We start from the raw sequence: 15,061 nt of genomic DNA, 5'->3' as shown, positions 1-15,061 counted from the left end.
GATGACTTTTGATCTTGGTATAGATTGAATATATTTAATAAGTGTTGGTATTCTTGTGTATTAACAGTTCTTTGAATCCAATCGTTCATTTTTATAGACTCGTTTGTTCTATGTAAAGCTATACCGTCATCATAAAGGTAAAACTCATAATTTATCTATAGCTCTGTTAAACTAGCGCCATCCACAAAACGATGAGTGCACATGAGTTTAGCCAACCTGACCAATGAATTAAATCCGCAACAAAAACAAGCTGCAACAACAGATTCAAAACATAGCTTGGTACTTGCAGGGGCAGGCTGTGGCAAAACCAAAACCATCGTAGCACGAGCGGCATATTTGATTGATCAAGGTGTACCTGCCAATCAAATTCAAATTCTCACTTTCACGCGCCGTTCCGCAAGTGAAATTGTGGCACGTGTTGAGTTGGCTTTAGGTGATCAAGCTAAAGGGCTAAGAGCCTCAACATTTCATACCTTTTGTATGTATTTATTGCGTCGTGCGCCTAAAGTTTTTGGTTTAGATCAATTCTCGATTATAGATCGTGATGATCAACTGATGATGTTTCGTCTTATTCGTGGAAAGGATGATAAAAAGAATCCAAATGCATTGCCGAAGCCCAAGGAGCTATGTGATTTATATTCCTTTGCACGAAATACTCGTCAAAAATTGAGTCTGGCTCTAGAAAAGCAACTGCCTGAGTTTTTAGAATATAAAGATCAAATTGCTGAAATTATGAAAGAGTACGAAGCTCGAAAACGTGCTCGTTCTTTTTTAGATTATGATGATATTTTAGCGGTTGTTGCTTCTGCTTTGGCGCAGTCAGAAGGGCTAGTGGATTATGTGGCATCGTTATGCCAGCATTTACTTGTCGATGAAATGCAGGATACCAACCCCTTGCAGTGGGCGATTCTCGAACCGTTAAAAGACAAAAGCTCTCTTTTCTGTGTGGGTGATGATGCACAGTCTATTTACGGTTTTCGTGGCGCAGATTTTGAAAATATTCACCATTTTAAAGAGCGTGTGCCTGATGCACAGATTTTTAAATTAGAGAAAAATTATCGTTCAACTCAAGAAATTTTAGATCTATCCAATTGGTTACTGGATCAAAGCGCTATTCATTACGATAAAAAATTAGAAGCCTATCGTGGAGATGGTATTAAACCACGCATGCATGTTTTCCCGAATGAATTTGATGAAGCAAAATGGATTGCAATAGATATCAAAGAGCGTCATTTACTTGAAGGCTCAGCGTGGAATGAACACATGGTGTTGGTGCGTTCAGCATTTGCGGCACGTCATATTGAAGCTGCATTTATTCAGGCTAATGTTCCATACCGTTTTATTGGAGGTATGAAACTCCTTGAAACTGCGCATGTTAAAGACTTGTTGAGCTTATTGCGGGTAATCGCCAATCCATTGGATGATATTGCGTGGATGCGCTTTTTAACCTTGTGGAATGGTGTAGGGGATGTAGGTGCAAGTAAACTGGCCCAGCAATTATTACATGAACCTGATATTGATAAAATTACTGAAAAACTGGAAAAATTTGGTCGTATTCCTGACCATACTTTGCTGATCATGAAGCAAATGAGCGTGTTAAAAACAGAAGTTGAAGCTTGTGTGAAACTGGGCGTAGAAGCCATTCTCAATCAACTTGAAGAAAATTATGCCAAGAAAGATTGGCATAAACGGATCGGAGATTTTGATCTGGTTAAACAACTGGCTTCAAAACATTCTCAACTCAGTGAGTTTCTAGAGGAATATGTGCTTGATCCTGTATCGATTAGTGAAATTGAGCGCCAGTCGCAAGATGATGTTGTGACTTTAATCACTATTCATTCGGCTAAAGGAACTGAGCAAAAAGTCTGTTATGTCGCAAATGTGTCTGCTGGACAATATCCTCATGCACGTGCGCAAGGTAATTTTGATGAGGTTGAGGAAGAGCGTCGTGTGCTGTATGTGGCGTTAACACGTGCGCAGAATGAATTAATTCTGACCAAACAAAATTTAAGTTTTTGGGCACATAGTCAGACAGATGATCAAGGTCGTTACATTGAAAGTTATTTTCTCAATGATTTGACTCGGAACTTATGCACGACTGAAACGCATTATAAGCAACGTCAGCAAACCGTAAAAAGTGCGCTTATCGAACGTCAGGCGATTAATTTAGATTTTGGTATAGATCTAGATTAAACTAGTGTCATTATGTATTTCATTCAAAAAGTAGAGTAGGCGAGTGCTTTTTGATGTTTTTTGCCTATTTTAGTTTAAGGTTGTGAGATGAAAATTTTAGTTCGTAATTTAGAACGTACTGTGACAGAAGCAGAATTACTTGAATTGTTTAAACAATTCGGTACTGTGAATTCATGTACTTTGGTATTAGATGCTGCAACGGGAAAATCGAAAGGTTTTGCTTTTGTTGAAATGCCACATGGCCGTGAAGCAGTGAAAGCGATTAAGGCTTTGAATACTTTACGTTTGCATGGGCATGGTATTCGAGTTAAAGCTGCGGATGAGAAGCCAGAAGCTTAACTGTTGTGTGAGTGTGTTGATGTAAGAGGAGCAAAAATTGCTCCTTTTTATTGGATAAAAAATGAAAAGAACATATCAAGCTTTGTCCATAGTTGCTCCTGCTAGGCAATCGGTTTCTGAAGGTAAAGGCTCATGGTAACCTGAGTCTTTAGCACTCAAAGATTTGCTGATTGTTGAAGACATTAACTAACTTCAGTTTNTAGCACTCAAAGATTTGCTGATTGTTGAAGACATTAACTAACTTCAGTTTGGGATAAACTCTGATGTAAGTTATTGAAAAGTTAGATCAAGCACAGCGGAGTCTTACCATTTATAGTCAGATGTAAGGATTAACCTTCGGTTCGACCTACTTTTCTTTCGGGAAAAGTAGGCAAAACCATTTGTCAGTCGCGAACTCGACAAATATTATCAAGTACCTAATATATTGCAAAAACAGTATATTACAGATGTAGTCCTGCCTCGGACAATGCGACTGACGTTTCCGAGTATCATATAGTTGGGAACATATATTATCCCGAGCTTAGGTTAATTATTTAATTCAAGATGGTGATGAGGAGGTAGGACGAGCTGTCGCTATTGTAGATATTGAATTTGTTCATTTTTGGACAGAAAATGAATTAGCGTTAGCAGTAGCTTCATATTGGGAAGATGGTTATTGGGCATGGGTGATCAGCAATGTTCGCCCAATAGAAAAGTTTGTTGAAGTCGTTGCAAAACGAAAAATATATTCTATTGATGTAGATCTTGAAGAAAATTTATTGTGATTTTAGTGAAATAAAGATTAAGCTAGAGATGTAACAGATGCCAAAATCTTAGGGAAATTTCATGTCACGTGTAGCTCGCTTTCATGCAGACCGTACTAATCAAAAACTTTATTTTGCGCGCCTTGCATGCGTACAAGCAGAACAATCTGAAAATGTTCAACAAGCTCAAGCACATCGTGAAGCTGCTGTGTTTCATTTACATGGTGGAATTTTAGCGTTTTTACAAGAATTGGTACGTTATTATCGTTTAAATGATTTTGCCCCAACACTCAAGTCAATTGAAGAAAACATGGCGGCAAAAGGACAAGTATCACCTGAAGTATTGGTGATGCAAAAATTAGCCAAAGATGGATTTATTGCAGAACTGAAAAGAGCTTACCGTCTTTGTCAGTACGCGCCAGAGCCGAGTACACCTGAGCCAGAAGATGAAACCTCTTCAAATTTGATCATCAAAGTCACGCAAACGCCACAAGCATGGTTACCCGATACTAAAATTTTAAGAGAGTGGCACCGCGACTTAACTCAACTAATTGATGGTTTTCGTAACGAAATGGTTGAATTCTGATCTTTTTGATTGGTTTTACTTGAAATTTTGTTTTAAATGACTATATAAAATGTTTACAAGATGCAAAATGCATTCGGCATTTTGCCCCATGTTGAGCATGGAGGGTTTATGTCTATTGAACAGTTAAAAGAGTTATTTGGGAATCAAGAAGCAATTTTAGAGTTGGTTCAACTCGAAGGCGGGGAGTTGGCTCTACGCAATGCAGGTTCTGAAAATGAGCCTTTAGTCACCATTCAGTTTAATGAAGAAGTGAAAGCATTGCTTGGTGATCAGACACCAATGATTGCTCAACAGATGATTCAAGCTGCTTTATTTGGCTTGCTTGAAAAGCAATCCAATGAGTGGCATGCGGAAGTGGTAGATGAACAACCGCAATTTCTGAGCTAATTTGAAGTTTGATAACATAAATAAAATGAAACGCACTTAAGAGTGCGTTTTTTGTTTTAAGCTTAAATACGAATCAATGTGGTGGTTCATGCTGATGTGCAAGTTGGATTTGATTTAAAATATGATTGGTCATATTTTTCGCCATTTCCTCTTTAGCATAATAGACATCACCGACAGCATCCGCACGAATGATCTCAGCTTCTTCTTTATTTTCAGCACAAACCAAGACCTGAATTTGTGGGTTGAGTAATTTTGCTGTATCCACAATTTTATGAATATCTAAAATGTCCATTGGTGAAATGATCAGTAAGCGTGCATGTTGAATATGCGCCTGAATTAGCACACTCGGTTCAGTTGCACGACCAGAAACTGCTGCAACTTCTTTTTCACGTAGCTTTTCAACGATTTCGCGATTTTCTTCTGCAATGACGACTTTAATATCGTTCTGCATTAATGCTTTGGTAATACGCCGTCCAACTTCACCATAACCGACAATGACCACCTGATCACGTAAATAATCTTGATCGACTTCATCTGGAAGCATGGCCAATGGGTCACCACTGCGTTCAAGCAAACGAGCCAAATGTGAACGCTCGCGAATCCAATTTTGAACAGGTTCAATAGCTGAAAATAGGAATGAATTAAGCGTAATGGAGAACAAGGCACCTGCTAAAATTAAATTCTGAGCTTCTGGAGTTAGTAAGCCGAGTGATAGACCGAGTGTGGCTAAAATGAATGAGAATTCTCCAATTTGCGCCAAACTTGCCCCAACGGTAAGTGCAGTATTAATCGGGTAACGAAAGAATAAAACCAGAGCCATTGCAGCAAGCGTTTTACCCACCATAATAATGGCGATGACAGCAAGAATATGTAGTGGTTGTTCAACAATGATACGTGGGTCAAACAGCATCCCGACTGAAATAAAGAATAAGATAGAGAAAACTTCTCTTAAAGGTAAAGTTTCTTCTTCGGCTCGATGACTGAAGTCAGATTCTTTCACCACCATTCCAGCAAAGAATGCACCTAATGCCATAGAAACGCCAAAAATCGCGTATGAGCCATAGGCAATCGATACTGCTGCTGCAACAACAGTTAAAGTGAAAAGCTCTCTAGAGCCTAAACGAGCGACGTACTGCATGATCATAGGCACTAAACGTTTACCAATGATCAGCATGAAGGCAATAAAACCTGTCACTTTTAACAGTGTGATGCCAAGTGTTAGCCAAATATTTTGATTGGATTCGTGCCCCGCAATCGTATGTCCACCTAAAAGTACAGCAGTTGCAGGTAAAAGAACAAGGACGAGAACCATAACCAGGTCTTCAACCAAAAGCCAACCGACTGCAATTTTACCATTCACCGAGTTGAGTAAGCCTTTATCGCCCAATGCTTTGAGTAACACAACAGTGCTGGCACACGATAAGCTCAGACCGAATACTAAGGCAGATCCGAAGCTCCATCCCCAAAATAGAGATACCACCATACCTAACAAAGTTGCGACTGCGATTTGTAGAATTGCACCAGGCAAAGCAATTCGGCGGACTTGCATCAGATCATTTAAAGAAAAATGCATCCCCACACCGAACATGAGGAACATGACTCCCAGCTCAGCAAGCTGATTGGCCAGTGCTATATCTGCAACAATGCCTGGTGTGTTTGGGCTGATGATGATTCCTGCGATTAAATATCCAATCAAAGGAGGAAGACGTAGCCGTGCAGCGATATAGCCAAAAATAAGTGCTATACCAAAACCAACTGCAAGTAAAATGATCAAATCTACATCATGAGGCACTAAACACTCCTTAAAATTTGGAGGAATTAATAAAAATAACTAAAAGCACAAACAGTGCCAAAAGAAAACTCTGAGAATTTTAACAACTTGAATAAAAAAAAGGCAAAAAAAACGACCCAAAAGGGTCGGATTTTTTAAGAAAACTAAAATTATTTAATTTTAGCTTCTTTGAAAATTACGTGTTGACGGATTTTTGGATCAAATTTTTTGATTTCCATTTTTTCCGGCATAGTACGTTTGTTCTTAGTTGTGGTATAGAAATAACCTGTACCAGCAGTAGAAACTAGGCGAATTTTATCACGCATGGTTCAGACTCCTTAGATCTTTTGACCTTGAGCACGTAGGTCAGCAATAACCTTTTCGATGCCCAATTTGTCGATAATACGCATACCTTTAGTGGTTAAACGAAGACGTACAAAACGTTTTTCGCTTTCTAACCAGAAACGGTGGTGATGCAGGTTCGGCTCGAACCGGCGTTTAGTTTTGTTGTTGGCGTGTGAGACGTTGTTACCAACGACTGGACGCTTGCCGGTAACTTGGCAAACCTTAGACATGGTGTAACTCCATTGATTTAGCCAACAGCAAATCTGTATGGCCAGTCAAAATAAAACGGATTGAATTCATTCAAGGGGCGTTTTATATCAAAATTCCGCTTAAAAGACAAGCGGAATCGACAAAAACGTAGCATGATCTATATCGATAGCTCATGCCTTGATCAGTTAGCGGAGAAAGGCTTTCTCTAAAATTTTATTTAATGGCTTATCGTATGGTGGCAAGATGAATTTCAAGCTAAATAGCTTAGGAATAGACATCATTGAACGTTCATGCGATAAACTGAAAAAGCCTTCTGGACCGTGATATTTCCCCATGCCTGATGCACCGACACCACCAAATGGCAGATCATCTTGTGCAACATGGGTAACAACAGCATTTTGACCAAAATGCCCAGAATGTGTACGTTGAGCGACATACTCGGCACGAGCGTCGTCAAAGTCGAAGTAGTATAATGCAAGTGGACGCGGTCTGCTATTAATAAAGTCAATAACATCGTCAATTTGATCATATTCTATGATTGGAAGCACTGGGCCAAAGATTTCATTCTTCATGATATCCATGGTTGGCAATACACCTGTCACGAATGTTGGCGCAATTTTACGAACTGGTACTAGGTCTTCATTTTTAGGATTATGTTCAATAAGCTGAGCACCTTGCTGGCGCGCATCTTCTAAATAATTTTGGATACGTTTGTATTGTTTATCATTAATAATAGAAGTGTAGTCTTGGTTATCGCGCAGACTTGGGTACATTTCTGTTGCAACTTCTTTGAAGCTTCTAATAAATTCTGCAGTTTTACCTTTAGGTAGGAATATATAGTCAGGCGCAACGCACGTTTGCCCCGCATTCCATAATTTACCAAAAGAAATGCGTTCAGCAACGATTTTCATATCGCTTGATGGATGCACGATGACGGGTGATTTGCCACCCAGCTCTAATATCACTGGAACAAGATTTTGTGATGCCGCAGCCATCACGGTTTTACCTACGTTGCCAGACCCTGTGAAAATAATTTTATCAAAAGCTAAATGACTGAACTCATCTGAAACTTGTCCACCACCATTGATTACAGTTACAAGTTCTTGTGGGAAAGCTTCTGATAATGCATTTTCTAAAACAAAGCCAAAATTTGCAGATGCGCTTGAAATCTTGATCATGGCATGGTTACCCGCAGCCAAAGCGCAGATTAAAGGACCAACCGAGAGAAGCAATGGGTAGTTCCACGGTGCAATAATCCCAATCACACCTAAAGGTTGATATTGTACCCATGCTTTAGCAGGTTGGTGTAACATAGAAACGTGACGTTTAGATGGTTTCATCCAAGCGGTTAAATGCTTGCTATAATATTTAATTTGCTCTAAACATGTAAGTAACTCACCGATCTTTGATTCGCTGAATGAACGATTACCGTAATCTTGATTAATCGCTTCTGCAAATTGATCTTGATATTTAACGAGAACTTTCTTCAAGCGCGCTAAGCGTTCAATACGTTCCTTTGCAGTTGGCATAGGATAACGTTGATATGCAGTCTTCTGTTGTTGCAAAACATCATGCATATGTTGAATTTCAGGGGAAAAGGGAGTCATTGAATTTGTTTTTGTATGACTGTTCATGACAAGCACCATTTACGGATAGGTTAATATAATGTATTTTTTAGAGTAAATACTCTAAATAGTCAAGTCACTTTATGTTTAGCTTGCGCTAACGGTTAAAAATGGTAATAGGATGTCGAGCACCAAAACTTTAAAAACGAAAGATCGAATTTTGCAGATTAGTCTGCAACTTTTTAATGAACGTGGTGAACGTTCTGTAACGACAAACCATATAGCTGCTGAGCTTGGGATTAGTCCTGGAAATTTGTATTACCATTTTCGAAACAAACAAGAGATCATCAAAGAGTTGATGGAGCAGTACCAAAAAGAAACTTTAGACATGCTCTCATTACCCGATGACCGTGCAGTCAATGCAAATGACAAGATACGTTATTTTCAAGTTTTAAGTAGTCAGCTTTGGGAATTTCGCTTTTTGCATCGTGATGTTTATCATTTGGTTGAGAATAACGAAGATTTTAGAAAAATTTATCCGCGCTTTGCAGGCAAAGTGATGCAGCAAGGGCAAAAAATCTATCATGCCTTTGTTGAAGCGGGCTTAATGCAAATGACGTCTTCAGAAATCGAAGCGCTGATTATCAATATTTGGATTGTACTGACCAACTGGACTAATTTTTTATATATGTCTGGACATTTAAGCGATTCAAATCATTTGGACGAAAAGTGGATTTGGCAAGCTTTAAGACAAATGGTGTTTTTAGAAGGTCCATATTTGCGTGGTGAAAGTCGTGAGACGTATGAGCGCTTATTAGAAAGCTTTGGTTCTTCTGAATTATTTGCCAGTTTATCATCCATTCATCAAGATTGATTTATAACGATGATTGAAAGCTGGTAAAAAAGCGTTAGAATATTTGGCTGTTTTTAAAATTAACTTATAAGTGATATCCATCAACATGAACATGACTACTGCCCACACAGCACGTTTACTGATTACTTGTGAAGACAAGCCTGGTATCGTGCAAGCTGTATCGAGCTTTTTGTATCATCAAGGCGCAAATATTACTGCACTTGATCAATATGCTACAGAAGCTCAGGGTGGACGTTACTTTATGCGTGTTGAGTTTGAACTTGATCATTTACAATCACGCCGTGAGAGTTTGCTGCAAACTTTTGCCAGTAATGTCGCAGAGCGTTATGAAATGCATTGGCGTTTGGCATTAGTGAGTGATATTAAAAAAGTCGGCGTTTTAGTTTCTAAAGTTGACCACGCTTTGCTTGAGTTGTTATGGCGTCATTCACGTGGTGGTTTACCCTGTGAAATTACCCAAGTGGTTTCAAACCATGAAGATTTACGTGAGTCAGTCGAAAACTTCGGTATTCCATTCTACGTTGTTCCTGTAAATAAAGAGAACAAACGTGAAGCTTATGCTGCTATAGATGAGCTTATGCAAGGTAACGATTTATTGGTACTTGCTCGTTATATGCAAATTTTGGATGAAGAGTTTGTACAAAAATGGGAAATGAAGATCATCAATATTCATCATTCTTTCTTACCTGCATTTGTGGGGGCAAATCCTTATAAGCAAGCATATGAAAAAGGTGTGAAGTTGATTGGTGCAACAGCACATTATGTTACTGCCGATTTAGATCAAGGGCCTATTATTGAACAAGATGTAGAACGTGTTAATCATGATTTTACTGTTGAACAATTACGTGAACTTGGTCAAGATGTAGAACGTAATGTTTTAGCCAGAGCAGTCAAATGGCATCTTGAAGATCGTATTATTGTCGATGGGAATAAGACTGTTGTATTTCAATAATATGTGAAAAGTATTGTATATCATGTTCCAAGAAAAGGATGCTTTAGGCATCCTTTTTACATTTTTGATTCGTAAAATCGATTAACTACAACGAAAAAGCAGTTGCAAATGAAAACACTTCTCATTTATCATTAGGCCACTTTAGTTGTTCTATTCGATGTGCTTGACCTATGAAATATTTTGTTTTGTAGTTTAAGTCAGTTTTAGGTATTTAGATTCTTATGAGTCACTCTTCCACAGCACCACTTCATACGCCTCCACCAATGAAGAAAAAAGTTATTGCTGCTATTTTAGCGGTGATCGTTGGTCATGTTGGTGTTCTTTGGGCTGTTAGCCAAATGAAAGCACCAGAGCTACCTCAAATCAAAAAAGAACCATTAAAAGTTAAATTTGTAAAAATTAAAGAACCACCACCGCCGAAAGAGCTTCCTAAACCGAAAGAACCACCAAAACCTAAACAGGTTAAGATTGTTGAAAAAGCGTTACCTCCACCCAAGAAAGTGGAAAAGGTTGTAGAAGTTAAAAAAGCTGAAACCAAGAAAGTTGTAGAGAAAACGGTTAAAGCTGAACCTACTCCTGTGGTTTCAACGACAGTGACAACAAAGATCACACAAAAACCAAAGCCTGAACCTATACAAGATCCAAAGCCTGAGCCTATGGCAGAACCTGTACAATCCTCTCCAAAAAGTGTTTCTATTGGTGGGTCAGGTGTTCAATGGAGCCGATCTCCAAAATTGAGCTTTAAAGCAAGTGAATTAACGAGCAGTTGTCGCGTTGTTATTTCAATTAAAGCCAATGAGAAGGGCAGTGTAACCAGCGCTAGTGTAAAAAACTCAAGCTGTAGTCCTGAATTGACCAATAAAGTTTCAAATTCAGTTCGTAATGCAAAATTTAAACCTTATAAAGAAAATGGTATCGCTTATCCAATTAGTGCAGAGCAACCATTTGATTTAACACCGACTACAAGATAATAGGAGTTCTACATGAACTTTTCAGTTTATTGGCAACATGCTGATGCAGTCAGTAAAACACTGTATTTCGTGTTATTGGCAATGTCGATTGCAACTTGGACTGTGTTCATTTTGCGTATTTTAGGCACTCGCCAACTCAAGCAAATTGCTCAAGCTCAACTGACTCAGGCAATGAGTGCACTCAAGGCTAAACTTGCGCCATTAGGTTTTGAACAACGTAAAGCCGTTGCTGAACAAGCTTTGTTACGTCAAATTTCAGCAGAAAAAGCCAATGCTGAGAAAGGTGTTTCAGTTCTAGGAACAATTGCTTCACTCGCACCATTTGTCGGTTTATTCGGTACAGTGTGGGGAATTTTCCATGCATTGGTTGCTGTAGGTAAGAGCGGTCAAGCAGGTTTGGCTCAAGTTGCTACACCTGTAGGTGAAGCGCTGATCATGACAGGCTTAGGTCTTGCCGTGGCAATTCCTGCCGTATTGGCTTATAACATTTGTGTACGTTTTAACCGTACATTAGCACATGAGTTACAAGATCAAGCGCATAGCTTATTGATCGATACGATGTTGTTGCAAGACTCTTCAACACAGAAAGTTGAATCTGTATCGGCACAAAAAGGTTTAGTTGGAGGTCAAGCTTAATGGCTTTTCAATTGGGAGAAGACAACGATTCTGGCATGAATGAGATGAATCTCATTCCGCTGATCGACATTATGTTGGTATTGATGATCATCTTTTTGGTGACAGCAACCGTTGCTAACCCATCGATACCATTAACCTTACCGAAAACCACGGCTGAAGTACTTGCTCCACCGCCTGAAGCAATTACGATTAGTATTAACCCGCAAGGTGAAGTGGCTTGGAACGATCAAATTATTACTTTAGATGAATTGTCTACTCGTTTTAATGAAGCAGGTCAAAAGCCAGTCAAGCCTGCTGTACAGCTTCGTGCAGATAAAGAGTCTCGTTATGATACTGTTGCACAAGTGATGTCACGTGCAAGTGAAGCTGGTCTAAATGATTTGGCTTTTATGAGTGATAATTAATTTAAGCACGAACGTATGTTTAGTTATTGAAATAATTGATGTAAAAAAAGCGATCTATAAAAGATCGCTTTTTTATCTCAATCACTTCACTCAATTGTTGAAGTCAATCATTTGAGTAGATCATTTAAGTAAATCTTGGAATTTGGTTCGTAATTTTAAAAGTTTAGGTGGAATAGAGAAGTTGCAATAGCCTTGTGAAGGATTCTTGGCAAAGAAATTTTGATGATATTCTTCAGCTGCATAGAACGTTGGTTCAGGGCTGAGTTCAGTCACGATTGGCAGACCTTCTGCTTTTAATTGCTCAATATATTGTTCAGCTTCAGCTTTTTGTTGCTCATTAAAATAATAGATCACTGAACGATATTGGGTTCCAATATCATTGCCCTGACGGTTCAAAGTCGTTGAATCGTGGACTGCAAAAAATACATCAAGTAATTGTTTATAACTAATTTGATTTTCATCAAAATCAATCAAAATCACTTCAGCATGTCCTGTATTGCCTGTACAGATATCCTCATAACTTGGGTTTTGAGTTGTACCACCTGCATAACCGCTCACCACTTTTTCTACGCCTTTCAATTGTAGAAAAACGGATTCAGTACACCAGAAACATCCACCACCCAAAAGCGCTTGTTGCATTGTGACGTCCTTTTATTGATCAATACTCAGTATTGAGAATATAGAAAATTAATGTGAATTAGTCATGTGAAATTGATCTTTAACAGTAACAGTATTCGGTGTATCTAAATCCTGTTCAATCAACTCTTTTGTTTAGCGAGTAGAAGTTATGACCTAGTCATTTATGAAATATTCATAACTTCTCACATTTAAAATTGAATGTGCAGGCTATTTATGGGGTCGTGGTTGTGTATTGCAATACGCGATTGCCGTGCTGATCTAACAGCTTAAGTGTTTTGTCATAGACTTGATAAGCCGTCACTTTATTTAAAGCTTCGCTATATTTAGCTGAAAGTTGCATGCTGTTTTTACAAAGCATTTTAGTTGAACCCAATTGACCTAAAGTTATATGTTCACCTTTGATCGCATAAAGTCCCATCAAGCGATTACAGCCATCTGTGCCACTTACACGTAAATCTGTACCAAATTGAATGATGGGTGTATTTACTGTAGAAACAGTCTTGTACTCGGTCGTTCCAATGTATGTCAGCACCCAAGTTTTATTCTGTAATAAGCTTAAATTCTTTGCTTGCTGATCTTTATTTGGCATAGAAGTACATCCAGCCGCAAGTAAAGTCGTAGTGATTAAAGCAGTCACAATTGCGGATTTCAACATAAGTATTCTCTTTAATTTCAATTGTTTTAAACGTATCGTTTTATATAAACAAAAAGTAGCTGAATCTTGATCGATACACAAATTAAATTACAAAATGATTTTATTGTACCTGTTCTTGGGGTAAGCCAAAGCGCACTACTTTTGAGAAATTAGTACTATTTTGATATTTAAAATGAGCAAATTCAGCGGTTCGTGGGTTAATGTGTGCTTTGTCATACCACTGTTTCATTGTCCATTGTTGGTTTAAAGCACCAAGGTCATAAAGATAATTGGGTAAATAACCCGAAGCAAATAAACGATAGTCCATTGGAAGTTTTTGTGGTGAAATCGCTTGAACCATATCAAAAACCAAAGTGGTGCAGTTACTGGTTAAAGTGTTATACCATTTTGGATGTTTCGCCAACTGCTTTGATTTACTTAAGTATTCTTCAAAAAGTGCTTTCATTTCAGATTTTGGAATTTTAACGGGGAAGAAATAAACCTGTTCGTTTCGAATATTGCTACGTGTATAGACGATATCTTTCTCATCAGCAGCAATCAAACTCAACTCATATTTTCTAAAAAAACCACCAATAGCAGAGAAACTTTCAGTTTTTTCTTTACGAGTTTCTATCGAAAATACTAAAGGCTTTTGGTCTGAAAAATTAAAGCTCACTAAGGTGTGAGCAATTTCAGGCCCCATCCAATAGGAAGTAATGACATTTATCCCAGTGATGTGGTCGAGATTGTAGCTACGAGTATCCCAGCGCTCATCATATTGAGTTTCTGAATGCCAATTGAAGTTTCGCACATTATGAATGGTGATTACATTGCCTTGCTGTTGATAACTGAAAACTCTAGCAACGTCAGGGCTCCATTCTCGATCTTGTTTTGCAGAAATATTGAAATACCACAGTAAACTGACAATAAAAGCCAAAATATAAATCAAGCTGCCAGTTTTACGATTAAGCGTTTTATTGGTGAAATAAAAGCCTAAAATACTAAATGCAAAGACAATCCAAATTGCGATCAACCCATAGCTAAAACTTTGCCCGAAGGGTTGTTGAATCCAAACAGCTAAACAAAACCAAACAGTGCTTAAAATGATAAAAAGACTAAAAAAGGAATGTATTAAGAACATTCCTAAAGTGTGGATAAAGTTTTTTTTGTCCGTATTATGCATAGTGAAGGGTTTTTATTAAGCTTTAGCAAGATTACCCTTATTTTTGATATGTTGCGAACTCAAAAGCAATAGCTGTTTTGTCATCAATATGTGATTCGCTCGAAATTTTGTTAAATTCTTTTGGAATTTCTGGATAATGTGCATCACCTCGAACATCAAGCTCGACATGGGTGAGCTCTAAACGATCGGCAATAGCCATGGTTTGTTTAAAGATTTCACCACCACCAATAATGAAAATACTGTCAGGTTTTTCTGAGGCTAGAACATCAGGAATGGCCAGTTCCAAAGCTTCTTCAATACTATGCGCTGTTTTTACACCTTCAAATGACCAGTTTGTATCTCGGGTAATCACCCAATTCACACGTTTCGGCAGCGCTCGTCCCATGGATTCAAGGGTTTTACGCCCCATGACCACGACACCACCTTGAGTAATTTCTTTAAAGTGTTTGAGATCAGCGGAAATATGCCACGGAAGGTCATTACCTTTACCGATACAACGCTGTTGATCCATTGCAACAACATGTACAATTTCAAAATTTTTAAAGCTCATAACTTACTCTTTCTAATCGTTCCCAACCTCTCTTTATTTCAGAGAGGTGGTCTTCCTTAGTTGATGGCGTATTTTATAA

The 15,061-nt window shown here is 38.3% G+C and carries 17 protein-coding genes; 9 read left to right on the top strand and 8 right to left on the bottom strand.

Annotated features, from left to right (window positions below):
* The first annotated feature begins 201 nt into the window (after positions 1-201).
* The 4 genes from CDA10_RS04605 to CDA10_RS04585 all read left to right on the top strand — a co-directional run bounded on the left by CDA10_RS04605 (position 202) and on the right by CDA10_RS04585 (position 4,248).
* Positions 202-2,193 (top strand): ATP-dependent helicase, encoded by a 1,992-nt coding sequence (locus tag CDA10_RS04605; protein WP_089604314.1) that lies wholly within the window; start codon positions 202-204, stop codon positions 2,191-2,193.
* An 87-nt stretch (positions 2,194-2,280) separates the two neighbouring features.
* On the top strand, positions 2,281-2,532 hold the full coding sequence (locus CDA10_RS04600) for an RNA recognition motif domain-containing protein (protein ID WP_089604313.1): 252 nt from the start codon (positions 2,281-2,283) through the stop codon (positions 2,530-2,532).
* Positions 2,533-3,357: 825 nt separating this feature from the next.
* The gene (locus CDA10_RS04590; RefSeq protein WP_089604312.1) at positions 3,358-3,861 is read left to right on the top strand and encodes a DUF6586 family protein; all 504 of its coding nucleotides are present in this window, start codon (positions 3,358-3,360) and stop codon (positions 3,859-3,861) included.
* 108 nt (positions 3,862-3,969) lie between these two features.
* Positions 3,970-4,248 carry a hypothetical protein gene (locus tag CDA10_RS04585; RefSeq protein WP_089604311.1) on the top strand — a complete coding sequence of 93 codons (279 nt, stop codon included), beginning with the start codon at positions 3,970-3,972 and terminating at the stop codon, positions 4,246-4,248.
* Positions 4,249-4,321: 73 nt separating this feature from the next.
* Here CDA10_RS04585 and CDA10_RS04580 read toward each other — a convergent pair whose 3' ends face one another.
* The 4 genes from CDA10_RS04580 to CDA10_RS04565 form a co-directional block, all read right to left on the bottom strand.
* Entirely contained in the window at positions 4,322-6,040 is a 1,719-nt protein-coding gene (locus CDA10_RS04580; protein WP_089604310.1) for a cation:proton antiporter, read from the bottom strand.
* A gap of 149 nt (positions 6,041-6,189) precedes the next feature.
* On the bottom strand, positions 6,190-6,345 hold the full coding sequence (gene rpmG, locus CDA10_RS04575) for a 50S ribosomal protein L33 (RefSeq protein WP_003654787.1): 156 nt from the start codon (positions 6,343-6,345) through the stop codon (positions 6,190-6,192).
* A 12-nt stretch (positions 6,346-6,357) separates the two neighbouring features.
* Entirely contained in the window at positions 6,358-6,594 is a 237-nt protein-coding gene (gene rpmB / locus CDA10_RS04570; RefSeq protein WP_031952295.1) for a 50S ribosomal protein L28, read from the bottom strand.
* A gap of 165 nt (positions 6,595-6,759) precedes the next feature.
* Positions 6,760-8,208, bottom strand: coding sequence for a coniferyl aldehyde dehydrogenase (locus CDA10_RS04565; RefSeq protein ID WP_089604309.1), 1,449 nt, complete (start codon positions 8,206-8,208; stop codon positions 6,760-6,762).
* A gap of 112 nt (positions 8,209-8,320) precedes the next feature.
* On the opposite strand from CDA10_RS04565, the gene CDA10_RS04560 reads away from it, so the two are divergent.
* The 5 genes from CDA10_RS04560 (at position 8,321) to CDA10_RS04540 (ending at position 11,976) form a co-directional block, all read left to right on the top strand.
* Complete coding sequence (locus CDA10_RS04560; RefSeq protein WP_089604308.1) at positions 8,321-9,013, top strand: TetR/AcrR family transcriptional regulator; 693 nt, start codon at positions 8,321-8,323, stop codon at positions 9,011-9,013.
* An 85-nt stretch (positions 9,014-9,098) separates the two neighbouring features.
* Positions 9,099-9,965: a formyltetrahydrofolate deformylase gene (gene purU, locus CDA10_RS04555; RefSeq protein WP_089604307.1), complete on the top strand. Its 867-nt coding sequence runs from the start codon at positions 9,099-9,101 to the stop codon at positions 9,963-9,965.
* Positions 9,966-10,186: 221 nt separating this feature from the next.
* Positions 10,187-10,936 carry a TonB family protein gene (locus CDA10_RS04550; RefSeq protein WP_089604306.1) on the top strand — a complete coding sequence of 250 codons (750 nt, stop codon included), beginning with the start codon at positions 10,187-10,189 and terminating at the stop codon, positions 10,934-10,936.
* Between the two features lie 12 nt (positions 10,937-10,948).
* Positions 10,949-11,572: a MotA/TolQ/ExbB proton channel family protein gene (locus CDA10_RS04545; protein ID WP_089604305.1), complete on the top strand. Its 624-nt coding sequence runs from the start codon at positions 10,949-10,951 to the stop codon at positions 11,570-11,572.
* The gene (locus tag CDA10_RS04540) at positions 11,572-11,976 is read left to right on the top strand and encodes an ExbD/TolR family protein (RefSeq protein WP_089604304.1); all 405 of its coding nucleotides are present in this window, start codon (positions 11,572-11,574) and stop codon (positions 11,974-11,976) included. The genes CDA10_RS04545 and CDA10_RS04540 overlap by 1 nt, the downstream gene beginning before the upstream one ends.
* 120 nt (positions 11,977-12,096) lie before the next feature.
* Here CDA10_RS04540 and msrA read toward each other — a convergent pair whose 3' ends face one another.
* From msrA to CDA10_RS04520, 4 genes are all read right to left on the bottom strand, one after another.
* A complete protein-coding gene (gene msrA / locus CDA10_RS04535) occupies positions 12,097-12,615 on the bottom strand; it encodes a peptide-methionine (S)-S-oxide reductase MsrA (RefSeq protein WP_089604303.1) in 519 nt (172 codons plus the stop codon).
* A 211-nt stretch (positions 12,616-12,826) separates the two neighbouring features.
* A complete protein-coding gene (locus CDA10_RS04530; protein ID WP_089604302.1) occupies positions 12,827-13,270 on the bottom strand; it encodes an META domain-containing protein in 444 nt (147 codons plus the stop codon).
* 100 nt (positions 13,271-13,370) lie between these two features.
* Positions 13,371-14,432 carry an Lnb N-terminal periplasmic domain-containing protein gene (locus CDA10_RS04525; protein ID WP_089604301.1) on the bottom strand — a complete coding sequence of 354 codons (1,062 nt, stop codon included), beginning with the start codon at positions 14,430-14,432 and terminating at the stop codon, positions 13,371-13,373.
* A gap of 37 nt (positions 14,433-14,469) precedes the next feature.
* Positions 14,470-14,982: a dihydrofolate reductase gene (locus CDA10_RS04520; RefSeq protein WP_089604300.1), complete on the bottom strand. Its 513-nt coding sequence runs from the start codon at positions 14,980-14,982 to the stop codon at positions 14,470-14,472.
* Positions 14,983-15,061: the final 79 nt, after the last annotated feature.

This window comes from Acinetobacter piscicola, assembly GCF_002233755.1.
Classification (GTDB): Bacteria; Pseudomonadota; Gammaproteobacteria; order Pseudomonadales; family Moraxellaceae; genus Acinetobacter; species Acinetobacter piscicola.
This window is presented reverse-complemented; position numbering and strand designations above follow the sequence as displayed.

What these genes read in the sequence shown, in the direction of transcription:
- msrA (WP_089604303.1), bottom strand. Translation starts at nt 12,615, where the DNA reads ATGCAACAAGCGCTTTTGGGTGGTGGATGTTTCTGGTGTACTGAATCC.
- CDA10_RS04565 (WP_089604309.1), bottom strand. Translation starts at nt 8,208, where the DNA reads ATGAACAGTCATACAAAAACAAATTCAATGACTCCCTTTTCCCCTGAA.
- CDA10_RS04540 (WP_089604304.1), top strand. Translation starts at nt 11,572, where the DNA reads ATGGCTTTTCAATTGGGAGAAGACAACGATTCTGGCATGAATGAGATG.
- CDA10_RS04560 (WP_089604308.1), top strand. Translation starts at nt 8,321, where the DNA reads ATGTCGAGCACCAAAACTTTAAAAACGAAAGATCGAATTTTGCAGATT.
- CDA10_RS04605 (WP_089604314.1), top strand. Translation starts at nt 202, where the DNA reads ATGAGTTTAGCCAACCTGACCAATGAATTAAATCCGCAACAAAAACAA.
- CDA10_RS04530 (WP_089604302.1), bottom strand. Translation starts at nt 13,270, where the DNA reads ATGTTGAAATCCGCAATTGTGACTGCTTTAATCACTACGACTTTACTT.
- CDA10_RS04590 (WP_089604312.1), top strand. Translation starts at nt 3,358, where the DNA reads ATGTCACGTGTAGCTCGCTTTCATGCAGACCGTACTAATCAAAAACTT.
- CDA10_RS04585 (WP_089604311.1), top strand. Translation starts at nt 3,970, where the DNA reads ATGTCTATTGAACAGTTAAAAGAGTTATTTGGGAATCAAGAAGCAATT.
- CDA10_RS04520 (WP_089604300.1), bottom strand. Translation starts at nt 14,982, where the DNA reads ATGAGCTTTAAAAATTTTGAAATTGTACATGTTGTTGCAATGGATCAA.
- CDA10_RS04550 (WP_089604306.1), top strand. Translation starts at nt 10,187, where the DNA reads ATGAGTCACTCTTCCACAGCACCACTTCATACGCCTCCACCAATGAAG.
- rpmG (WP_003654787.1), bottom strand. Translation starts at nt 6,345, where the DNA reads ATGCGTGATAAAATTCGCCTAGTTTCTACTGCTGGTACAGGTTATTTC.
- CDA10_RS04545 (WP_089604305.1), top strand. Translation starts at nt 10,949, where the DNA reads ATGAACTTTTCAGTTTATTGGCAACATGCTGATGCAGTCAGTAAAACA.
- CDA10_RS04525 (WP_089604301.1), bottom strand. Translation starts at nt 14,432, where the DNA reads ATGCATAATACGGACAAAAAAAACTTTATCCACACTTTAGGAATGTTC.
- CDA10_RS04600 (WP_089604313.1), top strand. Translation starts at nt 2,281, where the DNA reads ATGAAAATTTTAGTTCGTAATTTAGAACGTACTGTGACAGAAGCAGAA.
- rpmB (WP_031952295.1), bottom strand. Translation starts at nt 6,594, where the DNA reads ATGTCTAAGGTTTGCCAAGTTACCGGCAAGCGTCCAGTCGTTGGTAAC.
- purU (WP_089604307.1), top strand. Translation starts at nt 9,099, where the DNA reads ATGAACATGACTACTGCCCACACAGCACGTTTACTGATTACTTGTGAA.